General features: G+C 70.3%; 13 protein-coding genes. 12 read left to right on the forward strand and 1 reads right to left on the reverse strand.

Annotated elements, in window-relative coordinates; genetic code table 11:
• The first annotated feature begins 237 nt into the window (after positions 1–237).
• From ACGFIM_RS24965 to ACGFIM_RS25005, 9 genes are all read left to right on the forward strand, one after another.
• Positions 238–1,632: an extracellular solute-binding protein gene (locus ACGFIM_RS24965; protein ID WP_393204071.1), complete on the forward strand. Its 1,395-nt coding sequence runs from the start codon at positions 238–240 to the stop codon at positions 1,630–1,632.
• Positions 1,607–2,533 (forward strand): carbohydrate ABC transporter permease, encoded by a 927-nt coding sequence (locus ACGFIM_RS24970; protein WP_393204073.1) that lies wholly within the window; start codon positions 1,607–1,609, stop codon positions 2,531–2,533. The genes ACGFIM_RS24965 and ACGFIM_RS24970 overlap by 26 nt, the downstream gene beginning before the upstream one ends.
• Complete coding sequence (locus ACGFIM_RS24975; protein ID WP_393204076.1) at positions 2,530–3,348, forward strand: carbohydrate ABC transporter permease; 819 nt, start codon at positions 2,530–2,532, stop codon at positions 3,346–3,348. The genes ACGFIM_RS24970 and ACGFIM_RS24975 overlap by 4 nt, the downstream gene beginning before the upstream one ends.
• Positions 3,348–4,412 (forward strand): ABC transporter ATP-binding protein, encoded by a 1,065-nt coding sequence (locus ACGFIM_RS24980; RefSeq protein ID WP_393204078.1) that lies wholly within the window; start codon positions 3,348–3,350, stop codon positions 4,410–4,412. Before ACGFIM_RS24975 ends, ACGFIM_RS24980 begins: the two co-directional genes overlap by 1 nt.
• Positions 4,409–5,602 (forward strand): CehA/McbA family metallohydrolase, encoded by a 1,194-nt coding sequence (locus tag ACGFIM_RS24985; RefSeq protein WP_393204080.1) that lies wholly within the window; start codon positions 4,409–4,411, stop codon positions 5,600–5,602. The genes ACGFIM_RS24980 and ACGFIM_RS24985 overlap by 4 nt, the downstream gene beginning before the upstream one ends.
• Positions 5,593–6,486, forward strand: a complete 894-nt coding sequence (locus ACGFIM_RS24990; protein ID WP_393204082.1) for a TIM barrel protein — start codon at positions 5,593–5,595, stop codon at positions 6,484–6,486. Before ACGFIM_RS24985 ends, ACGFIM_RS24990 begins: the two co-directional genes overlap by 10 nt.
• Positions 6,483–7,562: a Gfo/Idh/MocA family protein gene (locus ACGFIM_RS24995; RefSeq protein ID WP_393204084.1), complete on the forward strand. Its 1,080-nt coding sequence runs from the start codon at positions 6,483–6,485 to the stop codon at positions 7,560–7,562. Before ACGFIM_RS24990 ends, ACGFIM_RS24995 begins: the two co-directional genes overlap by 4 nt.
• Positions 7,559–10,300 (forward strand): glycoside hydrolase family 38 C-terminal domain-containing protein, encoded by a 2,742-nt coding sequence (locus tag ACGFIM_RS25000; protein WP_393204086.1) that lies wholly within the window; start codon positions 7,559–7,561, stop codon positions 10,298–10,300. The genes ACGFIM_RS24995 and ACGFIM_RS25000 overlap by 4 nt, the downstream gene beginning before the upstream one ends.
• A 251-nt stretch (positions 10,301–10,551) precedes the next feature.
• Positions 10,552–11,187 carry a cyclase family protein gene (locus ACGFIM_RS25005; protein WP_393204088.1) on the forward strand — a complete coding sequence of 212 codons (636 nt, stop codon included), beginning with the start codon at positions 10,552–10,554 and terminating at the stop codon, positions 11,185–11,187.
• A gap of 3 nt (positions 11,188–11,190) precedes the next feature.
• On the opposite strand, the gene ACGFIM_RS25010 is transcribed toward ACGFIM_RS25005, so the two are convergent.
• Positions 11,191–11,682, reverse strand: coding sequence for an Lrp/AsnC family transcriptional regulator (locus ACGFIM_RS25010; RefSeq protein WP_393204091.1), 492 nt, complete (start codon positions 11,680–11,682; stop codon positions 11,191–11,193).
• A 197-nt stretch (positions 11,683–11,879) separates the two neighbouring features.
• On the opposite strand from ACGFIM_RS25010, the gene ACGFIM_RS25015 reads away from it, so the two are divergent.
• The 3 genes from ACGFIM_RS25015 to ACGFIM_RS25025 are packed head-to-tail and all read left to right on the forward strand — an operon-like array spanning position 11,880 to position 15,648.
• Positions 11,880–13,313, forward strand: a complete 1,434-nt coding sequence (locus ACGFIM_RS25015) for a gamma-aminobutyraldehyde dehydrogenase (RefSeq protein WP_393204093.1) — start codon at positions 11,880–11,882, stop codon at positions 13,311–13,313.
• Between the two features lie 19 nt (positions 13,314–13,332).
• Positions 13,333–14,424 (forward strand): ABC transporter ATP-binding protein, encoded by a 1,092-nt coding sequence (locus ACGFIM_RS25020; protein ID WP_393204095.1) that lies wholly within the window; start codon positions 13,333–13,335, stop codon positions 14,422–14,424.
• 21 nt (positions 14,425–14,445) lie between these two features.
• A complete protein-coding gene (locus ACGFIM_RS25025; protein WP_393204097.1) occupies positions 14,446–15,648 on the forward strand; it encodes a spermidine/putrescine ABC transporter substrate-binding protein in 1,203 nt (400 codons plus the stop codon).
• The last annotated feature ends 2 nt before the right edge of the window (positions 15,649–15,650 follow it).

Below are 15,650 nucleotides of genomic sequence, written 5' to 3' on the forward strand. Positions count from 1 at the left end.
TCGACACTATGGCATATTGTCATGACATTCGGATGTCCGCTATGTTGCGCAATGTGCCCCGTCCGAAAATCCGGCGCTAACCTCCTAGGTGACCGAAATGTGAACATTCGGTCCTACCAGGGGAAAGGCGCAGCATGGGGGCACTTCCTTGATCATGGCCAGGTCTTTACGTCATCTGAATGTCATGACATATTGGCCCATGGCTGCCTCCCTTTAAGGACACGTCGGAGGGTTTGCATGGCATTGCGGAAACGGTCGTTGGGTGTGGTCGCGGTCATCACCGCGGCCGGTCTAGGGCTTGCCGCCTGCGGCCAGTCCTCCGGCGGTGGCGGAGGCGGTGACACCATCGAGCTGACGATCACCCAGAACGCCATCGCCGGTGGCAAGAACGCCGCCGCCGCGCAGCACATCACCGACTGGGTGATCCCGAAGTTCGAAGAGGCCCAGAAGGCGAAGGGCAAGAACGTCACGGTCAAGTTCGTACCCAGTGGCGTCGACGACGAGCAGTACAAGACCAAGCTCTCGCTCGACCTCAAGTCGGGCAAGGGCGCGGACGTGATCGACCTCGACGGCATCTGGGCCGGCGAGTTCGCCGAGGCCGGCTACATCAAGCCGCTGTCGGAGCTGGTCGGCCCCGAGGCCGACAACTGGGACGGCTGGGCGCAGATCCCCGAGGCCGTCCAGGGCATGACCGAGTTCAACGGCAAGAAGTACGCGCTGCCCATCGGCACCGACGGCCGCGTGCTGTACTTCAACAAGAACCTCTTCGCCAAGGCGGGCCTGCCGGCCGACTGGCAGCCCACGAGCTGGCAGGAGATCATCGACGCCGGCACCAAGCTCAAGAACGCCGGTGTGCCCGTCCCGATCCAAATCAACGCCGGCACCGCCATGGGCGAGGCCACCTCCATGCAGGGCGTGCTGCCGCTGCTCGCGGGCGCGGGCGGCGAGGTGCAGAAGGACGGCAAGTGGACCGGCGCGTCCCAGCCGCTGAAGGACGCGCTCGCCTTCTACCAGAAAATCTACGGCGGCGGCCTCGGCGACCCCAAGCTCCAGCAGGAGGCCAAGGGCCGCGACAAGTCGTTCCAGCAGTTCGCCGAGGGCAAGATCGGCATCCTGATGGAGGGCGACTACTTCTGGCGCGGCGTGGTCAACCCCAAGACCGGCGTCGCCAAGATGGCCGACCGCGACCAGGTCGTCGGCTACGCCATGATCCCCGCCATCGAGCCCGGCAAGGGCATCCGCGGCCAGGACTTCGTCAGCATGTCCGGCGGCGCGCTGCGCACGGTCAACCCCAACAGCAAGCACCCCAAGGAGGCGTTCGAGCTGGCCGCCTTCACCCTCTCGCCCGAGGCGCTGAAGGAGGAGACCAAGGACGGCAACGTGCGCATCACCCCGCGCTCGGACGTCAACAAGGAGATCCTGGCCGACGAGCCGCTGCTGACCTACATCTCGGAGAAGGTGCTGCCGGTGACGGCCTACCGCCCGCCGGTCGCGGTCTACCCGCAGGTGTCGGTGGCGCTGCAGGAGGCCACCGCGGCGGTCGTCGGCGGCACATCGCCCGACCAGGCGGCGGCCGACTACCAGAAGAAGCTTGAGGGAATCGTCGGTGGCGCAGGCAATATCGCCTCCTGAGGCGGCGGCCGAGAGCGGCAAGGAGCGTTACAGCTCCGACGCGGCGGGCCTGGGCAAGGCAAGGGCCGGGGTCTTCATGGCCCCAGCCCTCCTGCTCATCGCGGCCTTCCTCGTCTTCCCCGCGCTGTGGGTGCTCTATCTCGGCCTCACCAACTACCGGCTGACCGGTGTCGCGGCCGCCGAGCCGCAGTTCGTCGGCCTGGACAACCTCCTCGACGCGGCGTCCAACCCGGCGTTCTGGAGCTCGACCTGGCTGACCGTGCAGTTCGTGCTCGGCTCGGCGGTCATCGGTCAGGTCGGGCTCGGCTTCACCATCGCCTGGCTGCTGCGCGACAAGCGCGGCCCGCTCAAGCGCGTCGTCGAGGGCCTGGTCATCCTGGCCTGGATCCTGCCCAGCGCCATCGTGGCGTTCCTGTGGGTGGCGCTGCTCGACCGTGACGCGGGCACGCTCAACGCACTGCTCGGCATGCCCGGCATGGCCTGGCTGCTCGACCACCCGATGCTGTCCATCATCGTGTTCAACACCTGGCGCGGCACCGCGTTCTCGATGATGTTGTACGGCGCCGCGCTCGGCAACGTGCCGCCCTCCCACCTGGAGAGCGCCCGCCTGGCCGGCGCCAACGGCTGGCAGCAGCTCAGGGACGTCGTCTTCCCCCACATCAGGGGGCACATCCTGACGAACCTGCTGCTCATCAGCCTGTGGACGTTCAACGACTTCAGCCCGTTCCTGCTCACCGCCGGCGGACCCGACGGCAAGTCCGAAGTGCTCGCCGTACACGTCTACAAGGTGGCGCTGCAGGGCGGCGAACTCGGCTACGGAGCCGCGGTCTCCACGATCATCCTGCTCATCAACCTGGTCGTGGCGGTGTTCTACCTGCGGCTGCTCAGGAGCAAGAAATGACGCGATTCGTCCTGGGCCGCATCGGGTTCTACACGTTGATCGCCGTGCTGCTGGCGTTCTTCACGATCCCGCTGCTGTGGCTGGTGACCGCGCCCTTCACCTCGGACCCCACCTACGAGGTGCGGGTACCCGACTTCACCTGGGACAACTTCAAGGCCGTCGTCGAGCACCCGTACGCGCTGCCGTCGCTGTGGAACTCGATCGTGCTGTCCGTCGGCACCGCGCTGCTGGTCGTGATCTTCTCGGCGCTGGCCGCTTACGCGCTCAGCCGCGTGCGCGTGCCCGGCCGCGACGCCCTGCTGTACGCGCTGCTCCTGCTGTCGTCGATCATCACCGGCACGGCCGCGATGGTGCCGCTGTTCCAGCTCGCGGTCGAGCTGAACCTCATCGACTCCCAGATGGGGCTCATCCTCATCCTGACCGGCGGCCTGCTGCCCGCGGCGATCTTCATGCTCAAGGACTTCATGGACTCCACGCCGAAGTCCTACGAGGAGTCCGCCCGGGTCTTCGGCGCCTCGCCGCTGCAGATCGTCCGGCACGTGGTCGTCCCCGTCGTCCGGCCCGGCCTGGCCACCATCGCCGTGTGGTCGGTGGCCAACGTGTGGGGCAACTTCCTCATGCCGTACCTGCTGCTCAGCGACGTGGAGAAGCAGCCGGCGGCGGTGATCACGTACACGCTGTACACCGAGGGCGGGCAGGCGAACCTGAGCATGCTGTCGACGTTCGGGCTGCTGTACTCGATCCCGGTGGTGCTCATGTACCTGTTCGTCAGCAAGAAGTACGGCTTCCGCTTCCACGGAGGGATCAAGCGTTAATGGCCGCCATCGAACTACGCGGGCTGACCAAGGTCTACCCCGGCGGGGTCAAAGCGCTCGACGCGCTCGACCTGGTCATCCCCGACGGCGAGTTCTTCGCCCTGCTCGGGCCCTCCGGCTGCGGCAAGACCACGCTGCTGCGCACCATCGCCGGCCTGGAGACCGCGACCGGCGGCGCCGTCGTCATCGGCGACAGGGACGTCACCGGCGTGCAGCCGGGCGCCCGCGACGTGGCCATGGTGTTCCAGGACTACGCGCTGTTCCCGCACATGGACGTCACCGACAACATCGCCTACCCGCTGCGCATCAAGAAGGTGCCCAAGGGGACCCGCCGCGAGAAGGCCGCCGAGGTCGGCGCGCGGCTCGGCCTCGAACACCTGATGGACCGGCGGCCCGGCCAGCTCTCCGGCGGGCAGCAGCAGCGCGTCGCGCTCGCCAGGGTGATGGCCACGCAGGCGCAGGCGTACCTGTTCGACGAGCCGCTGTCCAACCTGGACGCCAGGCTCCGCCTCGAGGCCAGGACGTTCCTGAAGAAGCTGCAGCGCGAGCTGGGCGTCACCACCGTCTTCGTCACCCACGACCAGGCCGAGGCGCTGGCCATGGCCGACCGGATGGCGGTCATGGAGGCCGGGCACATCCGGCAGATCGGCACGCCGTCCGAGGTGTTCCAGCGGCCCGCCAACACCTTCGTCGCCGCCTTCATCGGCTCCACGCCGATGAACCTGCTCGACGGCACCGTACGAGGTGACACGCTGGAAGTGGCAGGCTGCAAGGTCGCGGTCCCCGACTCGGCCGCGGGGCGGCTGTCCGACGGGGAGCAGATCGTGTACGGCGTACGGCCGGAGTACCTGGCCTACTCCGCCGAGCCCGCGGACGGCGCGTTCGGCGGGAAGGTGGCCATCGTGGAGAACCTCGGCGCCTCACACCTCGTGACCCTCGACGTGGCCGGCGTCAACGTGCAGGCCGTGGTGCCCGAGGGCAGCGAGCCCGCCGTCGGCGACGACGGCTTCGCCCTGCCCCGCCGCGACCGCGCGCTCATCTACCGGAACGGAGAGCTCGTATGACCACCGGCCACTGGTCGCTGGACGACCGCCTGGAGCGGATCCTGCGCGAGGTGCCGTTCGAGGTGCCCGCCGGCACCGCCGCCGTGCACGTGAAGCTCTCCTACGACAGGTCGCAGGGCGTGCTCGACCTCGGCTGCGGCGCCCCCGGCGGGTTCCGCGGCTGGTCGGGCGGCGCGCGCGACGAGTACACGATCACTCGCGACTGGGCCACCCCCGGCTACCTGCCCGGCGAGCCCGAGCCCGGCACCTGGCACGTGTGGCTGCGGCTGCACCGCATCCCGCCGCAGGGCCTCGACTACACGCTCGAGATCACCTGCGAGCGCACCGCACCGCCGGAGCCGGTCGCCGAGGAGCCGCCGCACGGCGAGCGCCCGCCCCGCAGGGACATCCCCGACGTCGGCGGCCTGCGCTGGTTCGCCGGCGACTTCCACGCCCACACCGTCCACAGCGACGGCAGCCTCACCATCGCCGGGCTGGCCGAGCTGGCCCACGGGCGCGGGCTCGACTTCCTCGCCGTCACCGACCACAACACGGTCAGCCACCACCCCTGGCTCGGCAAGATCGACCGCGGCATCCGCCTGCTGCCCGGCCAGGAGGTCACCACCGACCGGGGCCACGCCAACGTCTTCGGCGACGTCGGCTGGGTCGACTTCCGCAAGGCGCCCGACTCCTGGTACGAGCACGCCGAGCGCAACGGCGGGATCATGTCCATCAACCACCCGCTCGGCGGCGACTGCGCCTGGCTGCAGCCGCTCGAGCGCCGCCCCCAGGTCGCCGAGGTGTGGCACTCCGGCTGGTGGGACCGCCGCTGGGGCGCCCCGCTCGCCTGGGCCGACGCCTGGCGCGACGACGTCATCGCGATCGGCGGCAGCGACTTCCACCGTCACGGCAACGACGGCCTGCCCGGCGCGCCCACGACCTGGGTGCTCGCCGAAGGCACCGAGCCCGAGACCGAGGCGGTGCTCGACGGCGTACGCGCCGGGCGCACCGCGGTCGCCGCGGGCCCCGACGCGCCGCTCCTGCTCCGGCTGGGCGACGAGCTGCTCGCGCTGGACGCCGACGGCCTGGTGCTGGTCCGCCCCGACGGCACCCGCCAGGTCGTGCGCGGCGAGCGCGTGCTGCTGCCGGCCATCGACGGGCCGCACCGGCTCGAAACCCACGAGAACGAGGTGATCGCCCTATGCGCGTGAGGAAAGTCGCCAACGCTCCCGTCAGCTTCGGCGTGTTCGAGCTCAGCGACGCCCCGCCGCCGCTGACCGCCGACGAGATGGTCCGCGCCCTGGCCGACGCCGGCTACGAGGGCATCGACTCCGGCCCGATCGGCTACCTCGGCACCGGCAGCGAGCTGACCGAGCGGCTCTCCGGCGCCGGGCTGCTGCTCGCCGGCGGCTGGGTGGACCTGCGCTACCACGACGCCGAGGCGTTCGAGCAGGACCTCGCCGGGCTGGAGGCCGCGCTCGACTTCTTCGCCGCCGCGCCCGAGGGCGACTTGCCGCCCAGGCCCACCCTCGCCGCGCCCGGCACGCCCGAGCGGTTCGCCAGGCCCGGAGGCAACGCCCCCGGACTGCCCGCATCCGAGTGGCCCGCCTACGCCGCCCGCATCCAGCAGGCCGTGAACCGCTGCCGCGAGCGCGGCTTCGAGCCCGCCTACCACCATCACCTCGGCACGTACGTCGAGACGCCCGACGACGTCGAGCGGCTGCTGGAGCTGACCGACGTCGAGCTGTGCCTGGACACCGGCCATCTGCTGCTGGCCGGGGGAGACCCCGTCGAGTGCCTGCGCGCGTGGGCGAGCCGGGTCACCCACGTGCACATCAAGGACGGCGACAACAAGATCCTCGCCCAGGCGCTCGCCGACGGCGTGGACCTGCGCGAGCTCATGGGCCGCGGCGGATTCGCCCGGCTCGGGGAGGGCGAGCTCGACCTGCCCGCCGTCATCCGCACGCTCGACGAGATCGACTACTCCGGCTGGGTCATCGTCGAGCAGGACACCCTCCCGGGGCGGCGCACCGTCGCCCAGAACATCGCCGACCAGGCGGCCAACCGCCAGAAACTGAAGGACTTGGGACTGTGAGAATCGCGCTGGTGGGTTGCGGCGCCGTCACCCAGGCGGTCTACGTGCCGCTGCTGTCGCGCCGCCGCGACCTGTTCGAGGTGGTCGCCGTCTGCGACCTGTCGCAGACGCTCGCCGACGCCGTCGGCGACCGGCTGGGCGCGGGCAAGCGCTACACCGACGTCGCCGGCATGCTGGCCGACGGCGGGTTCGAGGCCGTCGTCGTGCTCGCGTCCGGCTCGCACGGCGAGACCGTGCGCCGGGCGCTCGAGGCCGGCTACGCCGTGCTCTGCGAAAAGCCGCTCGCCCTGACCAAGGCCGAGGTCGAGGCGCTGCCCGAGGGACGGCTGATGGTCGGCTACATGAAGCAGTACGACCCCGCCGTGCGCCGCGCCGAGAAGCTGCTGGCCGAGCTGGGCGGCCCGTCCGCCATCAGGGCCATCGAGGTGACCGTGCTGCACCCGAGCGGGGAGTCGCAGCTCGCCTTCGCCAACCTCACCCAGGCCCGCGACGTCGACCCCGGGCTGCTCGCCTCCCTGCGGGCCGCCGAGGACGAGCTGGTCTCCCGCGCGCTCGGCGCCGAGGCGCCGAAGCCCGTACGCGACCTGTACGGCGTCGCGCTCGGCTCCATCTGCCACGACCTGTCGCTGCTGCGCCGCTTCACCGGCTCGCCCGCCGAGATCTCCTACGTCGAGACGTGGGGCGAGGCGCCCGGCTCCATCGAGATCTCCGGGCCCCTGCCCGAGACCGGCAGGTTCTCCATCCGCTGGCACTACCTGGAGGACTACCCGGCCTACCGCGAGACCGTGGCCGTCCACCACGACAGCGGCTCGCTCGAGCTCGTCTTCCCCTCTCCCTACCTGATGAACGCCCCCACCGCGCTCACCGTGGTCACCCCGGGCGAGAGCCGCGCGGTATGGCGCGAGGTGACTGAGGCGTTCGAAGTACAACTCGCCGCCTTCCATGCTTACGTGAACGATGGCACGCCGCCGCTCACCGACGCGGCCGGCGCGCTCGAGGACATCGTCACGGCACAGCGGATCGCGGCTCGCTACGCCGTGCAGCACGACCTGCCCATTGGAGGGGAAGCAGCGTGAGCACCGAGATCGTCGTCGTACCGCACACCCACTGGGACCGTGAGTGGTACGAACCCTTCCAGCGCTTCAGGCTGCGCCTGGTGGCGCTGCTCGACGAGGTGCTCGACACCATGGAGCGCGAGCCCGACTACCACTTCACCCTCGACGGCCAGCTCGCGTGCGTGGACGACTACCTGGAGGTGCGTCCGGAGAACCGCGACCGCGTCGCCGCCCTGGTGAAGTCGGGCCGGCTCGCGGTGGGACCGTGGCAGATCCTGCTCGACGAGTTCCTGTGCTCCGGCGAGAACATCATCCGCAACCTCGAACTCGGCATGTCCAGGGCCGACAAGCTGGGCGGCGCCATGCCGGTCGGCTACCTGCCCGACATGTTCGGCCACACCGCGCAGATGCCGCAGATCCTGCGCAAGGCCGGGCTGCTGCACGCCTGCGTCTACCGCGGCGTGCCGTCGTCGGTCACCACCGACGCCTTCGCCTGGACCGCTCCCGACGGCACGGCGCTGCGCACGCAGTACCTCCCCGCCGGGGGCTACGGCAACGGGGCCCACCTCTTCCACGACGCCGAAGGGCTCAAGGAGCGGGCGGCCTCGTTCGTCAGGACCATGCGCGAGTGGCACGGGCCCGAGGGCTCGCTGCTCGCCATGTACGGCACCGACCACTCCGCCCCCGTGGCCGGCCTGCCCGAGATGGTCGCCGCCATCGGCGCCCGCATGGACACCCTGTCCGGCTACATCAGCGCGTACTCCGGCGACGTGGAGGGCCTGCCGCGGGTCCACGGCGAGCTGCGCTCCCACGCCCGCGCCAACATCCTGCCCGGCGTCATCTCCATCCGCCCCCACGTCAAGCAGGCCATGGGCCGCGCCGAGCGGATGGTCGAGCGCTACGCCGAGCCGCTCGCCGCGCTCTGGGGCGACGAATGGCCCGGACGTTTCCTCGACATGGCCTGGTGGCGGCTGGTCGACGCCAGCGGCCACGACTCCGTCACCGGCTGCGGCGTCGACGACACCGCGCAGCAGGTCGCCGCCCGCATCGCCGAAGCCGAGCACCTCGGGCAGGCCGTGCGCGACATGGTGACCGCCCGTCTCGCCGAGGCCGCGCCGTCCGGCTCCATCGTCATCGTCAACCCCACGCCCAAGACCCGTTCCGGCATCGTCACCCTCGACGTGGCCGGCTCCGACCCCCTCGTCGACGCCACCGGCGCGCCCGTGCCCACCCAGCCGCTGGAGTACGCCGCCACGCTGCTGCTCGACGCCGAGATGGACCCGGCCGTCGCGCTCACCTTCGTGCACGGCACCGAGCTGTACGGCCAGCACATCACCGGCTGGTCCGTCGAGGACGGCACGCTCACCTTCACCGTGGCGCGCGAGACGTCCTACGCCGTCGACATGGACGAGCTGCGGGCCGCCATCGACGGCGTCACCCGGGTGCGCATCATCGCCGAGCCCCGCCGCACCGTCGCCGCGCTCGTCCAGGCGCCGCCGCTCGGCCACACCACGGTCAAGACCGCGCCGCGCGCCGAGGTCTACGGCCCCACCGACGCCGCCGACGAGCCCGGCGCGCTGCCCGGCGAGCACCACCCGGCGTGCTGGCTGCGCTCCGACTCGGCCACCCTGCCCGTGCGCGGCGACGAACGCGTACTCGACAACGGGCTGCTGCGCGTGGTCATCGCCGACGACGGCCTGCTCGACCTGCACGCCGAGGACGGCACCGTGGTCACCGGCGCGGGCCGCATCGTCGACGGCGGCGACGTCGGCGACACCTACAACTACGCGCCGCCGCAGGCCGACCTCGTCGTCTCCCAGCCGGTCGCCGTCGAGACCGATTTGATCTACAGCGGCCCGCTGGTCGCCGCCGTGGACGTCCGCCGCACCTACCGCTGGCCCGTCGCCGGCGAAGGGCTCGACGGCGCTCCCGAGGTGCCCGCCGCCAACCGGCGCGCCGAGATGGAGGAGATCGTCGTCACCACGCGGGTCGAGCTGCGCGCCGGCGAGCCGTTCGTCCGGCTGCGCGTCGAGTTCGACAACCGGTGCGACGACCACCGCGTACGCCTGCACGTGCCGCTGCCCAAGCCCGCCACCGAGTCGTACGCGGAGGGGCAGTTCGCCGTCGTCACCCGCGCGCTGACCTCCGAAGGCGGCTGCGGCGAGACCCCGCTGCCCACCTTCCCGGCCTCCTCCTGGGTCGCCGCGGGCGGCGTGGCCGCGCTGCTCGAGCACGTCACCGAGTACGAGGTGAACGACGACGAGCTCGCGCTCACCCTGCTGCGCTCGGTCGGCTACCTCTCCCGCAACCGTAACGCGCTGCGCCCCGAGCCCGCAGGACCCCAGCTGCCCACCCCGGCCGCCCAGTCGCGCGGGCTGCGCACCGTGAACCTGGCGCTCATGCCGTTCCAGGGGTCGTGGGAGAAGGTCGTGCCGCAGGCGGAGGCCTTCCGCCACGACCTGCTCGCGGTGCCTGGCCGCGGCGACCGCTCGCTGCCCATGCCGGAGCCCGCCGCCGGCCTGTCGGTGACGGGCGACGGGGTCGTCATGACCTCGCTGCGCGACCGTGAGGGCTGGCTCGAGCTCCGCGTCGTGGCCATGACCCCCGGCCCGACCGAGGCCGTCATCGCCGGTGGTCTCCAGGAGGCCCGCCACGCCGACCTCCGCGGCCGCCCCGGCGACCCGCTCGAGGTCACCGACGGCACCCTCCGCCTCCCCCTCGGCCCCTGGGAGATCGCCACCGTCCAGTTCCGTAAATGATGTCCGGGTCATGGTCACGGCCCGGCATGCGGGCCTGAGCCGGATCGCGCCCCTCGGTCTCGGATGCGCCCGGGACCTGCCGGGGCGCCGTTCGACCTCCCGGTTCCGAGGCCGGGTGCGGCGCGACTCGCCGCACCCGGCCTCCCGGAAGCGGACCCCGGCGCCTGCCGGGCGCGTAGGGCCCGCCTGGTCACCGGCGGTTTCGCGGCGAACCTCGCACAGCGGCTCCGCGTTCGCCACACTGGTGGGTCATGACGATCGTCGATCTGTCGGTGCCGATCACGACCGGGATGCCCGTCTACCCGGGCGATCCCGTGGTCTCGGTCGGCCCGGCGCTCACCGTGGAGCGCGACGGCGTCAACGTGCTCGCCCTGCATCTCGGCTCGCACACCGGCACGCACGTGGACGCGCCCAGGCACTTCGGCGACGCGCTGCCCGCCCTGGACGAGGTGCCTCTTGAGAGGTTCTGCGGGCCCGCGGCGGTGGTGGACGTGCGCGGCCTGCCGCCGCGCGCCCCGATCGGCCCCGAGCCGTTCCGTGAGGCCGAGGCGGGGACGATCGTGCTGATCGCCACCGGCTGGTCGCGCTGGTGGGGCGGCGAGCGCTACACCGGGCATCCGTACCTGACGGAGGAGGCCGCGGCGCTGCTGGTCGAGCGCGGGGTGCGCACGGTGGGCATCGACGCGCTGAGCGTGGACCCGACGCCCGCCGACGACTTCCCGGCGCACCGGGTGCTGCTCGGCGCGCACGCGGTCATCGCCGAGAACCTCGCGAATCTCGACCGGCTGCTCGCCGAGCCCGACCGCCGGTTCGAGGTGTCGCTGCTGCCGCTGCGGCTGCCGGGCGCGGACGGCGCTCCTGTGCGCGCCGTGGCCAGGATCGCCTGACGGTCAGCGGGTGCCCCACGAGTACGTCTGCTTGCGCAGCTTGAGGTAGACGAACGACTCGGTGGCGCGTACGGACGGGATGGCCCTGATCTTGCTGAGGATCTCCAGCAGGTGGCCGTCGCCCTCGCAGACGACCTCCACGATCACGTCGAAGGAGCCCGCCGTGAGCACCACGTAGTCGATCTCGTCGATGGCCGCCAGCTCGTCGGCGACCGTCTCCAGGTCGCCCTCGCAGTTGACGCCGATCATGGCCTGCCGGGGGAAGCCCAGCGTCAGCGGGTCGGTGACCGCGACGATCTGCATGACCCCGGCGTCCTGCAGCCGCTGCACGCGCTGCCTGACCGCCGCCTCGGACAGCCCGACCGCCTTGCCGATCGCCGCGTACGGTTTGCGCCCGTCCATCTGGAGCTGCTCGATGATCTGCTTGGACAGATCGTCGAGCACCACGGGTCCTGCTTTACCGTTGTTGCGGCGTACGCGCGGCGGCGTCGTCATCGAGCGGATCCTCCTAGCGGACCGGCGTTACGGGGGCGTTCCCGCTGGGTTGCCGTCCTGGTGCGACATGTTGTCAGTTCTTGGCGGTCTGTCAAGCGAATTCGTAGCAATTTGGTATCTTCACCACGAAATCCCTTGTCCAGATGCACCTGCTCTGTCAGAGTCGCGGCATCTCAGCCACCTCACCAGGAGGGCGAATGACAACCCGTCTGCAGAACTTCATCAACGGTGAGTTCGTGGACGCCAAGAGCGGCCGGTTCTCCGACATCATCGATCCCTGCACGGGTGAGGCGTACGTCCAGGCGCCGGTCTCCGGCAAGGAGGACGTGGACGCCGCCTACGCCGCCGCGGCCGCCGCCTTCGAGTCGTGGGGCCGGACCACTCCTGGCGAGCGCGCCGGGCTGCTGCTGAAGATCGCCGACGCGATCGAGGCGCGGGCCGACGAGATCAACGAGGCGGAGTGCCGTAACACCGGCAAGCCCCTGGCCAGGATGGCCGAGGACGAGACGCCGATCGCCGCCGACCACTTCCGCTTCTTCGCCGGCGCCGCCCGCACGCTCGAGGGCCCGACGGCGGGCGAGTTCCTGGCCGAGCACACCAGCGTCATCAGGCACGAGCCGATCGGCGTCGTGGGCCAGGTGACGCCCTGGAACTACCCGATGATGATGGCGGTCTGGAAGATCGCCCCGGCGCTCGCGGCCGGCAACACGATCGTGCTGAAGCCGTCCGACACGACCCCGGTCTCCACGCTCAAGCTGGCCGAGATCGCCGGCTCCGTGCTGCCGCCCGGCGTCTTCAACGTCGTCACCGGCGACCGCGAGACCGGCGCCCTCGTCGTCGGCCACCCGACCGCCTCGATGGTGGCCATCACCGGCTCGGTCGGCGCGGGCATGTCGGTCGCCAAGAGCGCCGCCGACGACCTCAAGCGGGTGCACCTGGAGCTGGGCGGCAAGGCCCCGGTCGTGGTGTTCGAGGACGTCAAGGACCTGCGCAAGGCCGCCGCCGACATCGCCGCCGCCGGCCTGTACAACGCCGGCCAGGACTGCACCGCGGCCTGCCGGGTGCTGGTGCAGGAGAGCGTGCACGACGAGTTCGTGGCCGCGCTCGCCGAGGCCGCGGCCGCCACCGTCACCGGCGGCCCCGAGGTCGAGGACGCCTTCTACGGCCCGCTCAACAACGAGAACCAGCTCGCCAGGGTGCAGGGCTTCATCGACCGCGTCCCGTCGCACGCCAAGATCCTCACCGGCGGTCATCGCGTGGGCGAGCGCGGCTACTTCTTCGCGCCGACCGTCGTGGACGGCCTCAAGCAGGACGACGAGATGGTGCAGAACGAGGTCTTCGGCCCCGTGATCACCGTGCAGACGTTCACCGACGAGGCCGACGCGCTGGCCAAGGCCAACGACGTCCGCTATGGCCTGAGCGGCTCGGTGTGGACCTCCGACCACGGCCGTGCGATGCGCATGTCGAACCGCCTCGACTTCGGCGTGGTCTGGGTCAACACGCACATCCCGTTCGTGTCGGAGATGCCGCACGGCGGCTTCAAGCACTCGGGGTACGGCAAGGACCTCTCGGTGTTCGGCCTGCACGACTACACCCGGGTCAAGCACGTCATGCACTACATCGGCGAATAACTAAGGAAAAATCCTGGATATGACCGGGCTGAGTGCGATTGAGCTTGAAGACGTCGTCAAGGAGTATCACTCGCATGGCGAGGTCATCCAGGCGGTCAAAGGCGTGACGCTGGACATCGCCGAGGGGGAGTTCTTCTCCCTCCTCGGCCCGTCCGGCTGCGGCAAGACCACGACCATGAGGATGATCGCGGGCTTCGAGGCGCCCACGAAGGGCCTGGTGAAGCTGCACGGCCAGGACGTCACCAACGTCCCGCCGAACAAGCGCGACGTCAACATGGTCTTCCAGTCCTACGCGCTCTTCCCGCACATGAGCGTCTGGGACAACGTGGCGTTCGGGCTCAAGCAGCGCAAGACGCCGCAGGCCGAGATCAAGCGGCGGGTCGGCGAGATGCTGGAGATCGTCGACCTGACCGGCCGGGAGAAGCGCATGCCGCGCGAGATGTCCGGCGGCCAGCAGCAGCGGGTGGCGCTGGCCAGGGCGCTGGTCAACCGGCCGCGGGCGCTGCTGCTCGACGAGCCGCTCGGTGCGCTCGACCTGAAGCTGCGCCAGGCCATGCAGATCGAGCTCAAGCGCATCCAGCGCGAGGTCGGCATCACGTTCGTGTACGTGACCCACGACCAGAACGAGGCGCTCACCATGAGCGACCGCATCGCGGTCATGAAGGACGGCCTGGTCGAGCAGCTCGGCGGCCCGCGCGAGATCTACGAGCGGCCTGCGACGGCGTTCGTGGCCGGTTTCATCGGCACCTCCAACCTGCTCACCGGCACCGCGACGGCCGGCGAGCTGAAGATCGGCGACGGCCGGGTGCTGGTGCCGGGGCACGACGGCGAGGTCACCGTGACCGTCCGGCCGGAGAAGATCACCATCGGCACCGAGGAGCCGGCGCGCGACCGCAGCGCCGTCCGCGGCACCGTCTCCGAAGTGGTCTACCTCGGCACCTACAACAGTTACGCGGTGCGGCTCGCCGAGGGGGCCGACGGTGGCGCCGCGGAGACCGTCATCACCGTGTTCCAGCAGAACAGCCATGACGCGACGGCGACGGCGGAGCGTGGCGACTCCGTGTGGCTGTCCTGGCAGGCGCAGCACTCGTACGTGATTGGAAGTCGATAGCACCCTATGGACCCCCTCCTCATGCGTGGATGGACGCAGCCCCGCACCCGCCGCGACCTTTTCCGGCTGGCCGGTGCGTCCGCCGCAGGGCTCGCCCTGGCCGCCTGCGGCGTGCAGGGACAGAAGCAGGCGCCGCCGAAGCCCGACGCCGTGGCCGACTTCTGGGCCAAGCAGACCAAGCACGGCAAGGTCGTCTTCGCGAACTGGCCGGAGTACATGCCGGAGGACAAGGGACCGCTCGAGCGGTTCAAGAAGGACACCGGCATCGCGTACGAGTACAAAGAGGTCATCCAGGAGAACGCCGAGTTCTTCGGCGCGGCCGACCCGGTGCTGCGGGCCGGTCAGTCGCTGGGCTACGACATCGTGGTCCTGACCAACGGCATCCAGCTCCAGCACTTCCTCGAGCTGGGGTACGCGATCCCGCTCGACCACTCCAAGCTGCCGAACTTCCAGGCCAACGCCGGGCAGAAGTACAAGGAGCGGCCGTACGACCCGGGCAACAAGTACACGGTGCCGTACACGTCCGGGGTGACCGGCATCGCGTACAACACCAAGTACGTCAAAGAGGACATCACCAGCATCGAGGCGCTGTTCGACCCCAAGTACAAGGGACGGGTCGGCATGATGAACGACGCCCAGGAGATCGGCAACTTCGGGATGTTCGCGCTCGGCATCGACCCGGAGAAGTCGACCGAGGCGGACTGGCGTAAGGCCGGGGAGAAGCTCAAGGCCCAGCGCGACGCCGGAATTGTCCGGAAATATTACGATCAGTCGTATATCGACGCGGTGGCCAAGGGCGACGTCTGGGTGACCATGGCGTGGTCCGGCGACGTCTTCCAGCGGCAGCTCGCCGGCGAGCCGGTCAAGTTCGTGGTGCCCGCCGAGGGCGGCACGATCTGGACCGACAACATGCTCATCCCCAAGGGCGCCGCCAACCCGGTGGACGCGCTCATGCTGATGGACTACCTCTACCAGCCGGCCGTGGCCGCCGAGCTGGACGAGTACATCCAGTTCGTCACGCCGGTCCCCGCCGTGCAGGACCTGCTGCGGGAGAAGGCCAAGACGGCCAAGGGCGAGGCCAAGAAGAACCTGGAGAGCATGATCGACAGCCCGCTCATGTTCCCTAGCGAGGACGACTACGCCAAGCTCCGCACGTACACGCCGCTCACCAACGAGCAGGAGCAGGTGTTCAACCCGATCTTCCAGTCCATCACCCAGGCCTGACC

The organism is Nonomuraea sp. NPDC049309 (assembly GCF_043196965.1).
GTDB lineage: Bacteria > Actinomycetota > Actinomycetes > Streptosporangiales > Streptosporangiaceae > Nonomuraea > Nonomuraea fastidiosa.

Bases quoted from the DNA above. Each gene is read 5' to 3' on its own strand.
- ACGFIM_RS24965 (WP_393204071.1), top strand. From the start codon at position 238: ATGGCATTGCGGAAACGGTCGTTGGGTGTGGTCGCGGTCATCACCGCG.
- ACGFIM_RS24975 (WP_393204076.1), top strand. From the start codon at position 2,530: ATGACGCGATTCGTCCTGGGCCGCATCGGGTTCTACACGTTGATCGCC.
- ACGFIM_RS24980 (WP_393204078.1), top strand. From the start codon at position 3,348: ATGGCCGCCATCGAACTACGCGGGCTGACCAAGGTCTACCCCGGCGGG.
- ACGFIM_RS24985 (WP_393204080.1), top strand. From the start codon at position 4,409: ATGACCACCGGCCACTGGTCGCTGGACGACCGCCTGGAGCGGATCCTG.
- ACGFIM_RS24990 (WP_393204082.1), top strand. From the start codon at position 5,593: ATGCGCGTGAGGAAAGTCGCCAACGCTCCCGTCAGCTTCGGCGTGTTC.
- ACGFIM_RS25005 (WP_393204088.1), top strand. From the start codon at position 10,552: ATGACGATCGTCGATCTGTCGGTGCCGATCACGACCGGGATGCCCGTC.
- ACGFIM_RS25010 (WP_393204091.1), bottom strand. From the start codon at position 11,682: ATGACGACGCCGCCGCGCGTACGCCGCAACAACGGTAAAGCAGGACCC.
- ACGFIM_RS25015 (WP_393204093.1), top strand. From the start codon at position 11,880: ATGACAACCCGTCTGCAGAACTTCATCAACGGTGAGTTCGTGGACGCC.
- ACGFIM_RS25020 (WP_393204095.1), top strand. From the start codon at position 13,333: ATGACCGGGCTGAGTGCGATTGAGCTTGAAGACGTCGTCAAGGAGTAT.
- ACGFIM_RS25025 (WP_393204097.1), top strand. From the start codon at position 14,446: ATGCGTGGATGGACGCAGCCCCGCACCCGCCGCGACCTTTTCCGGCTG.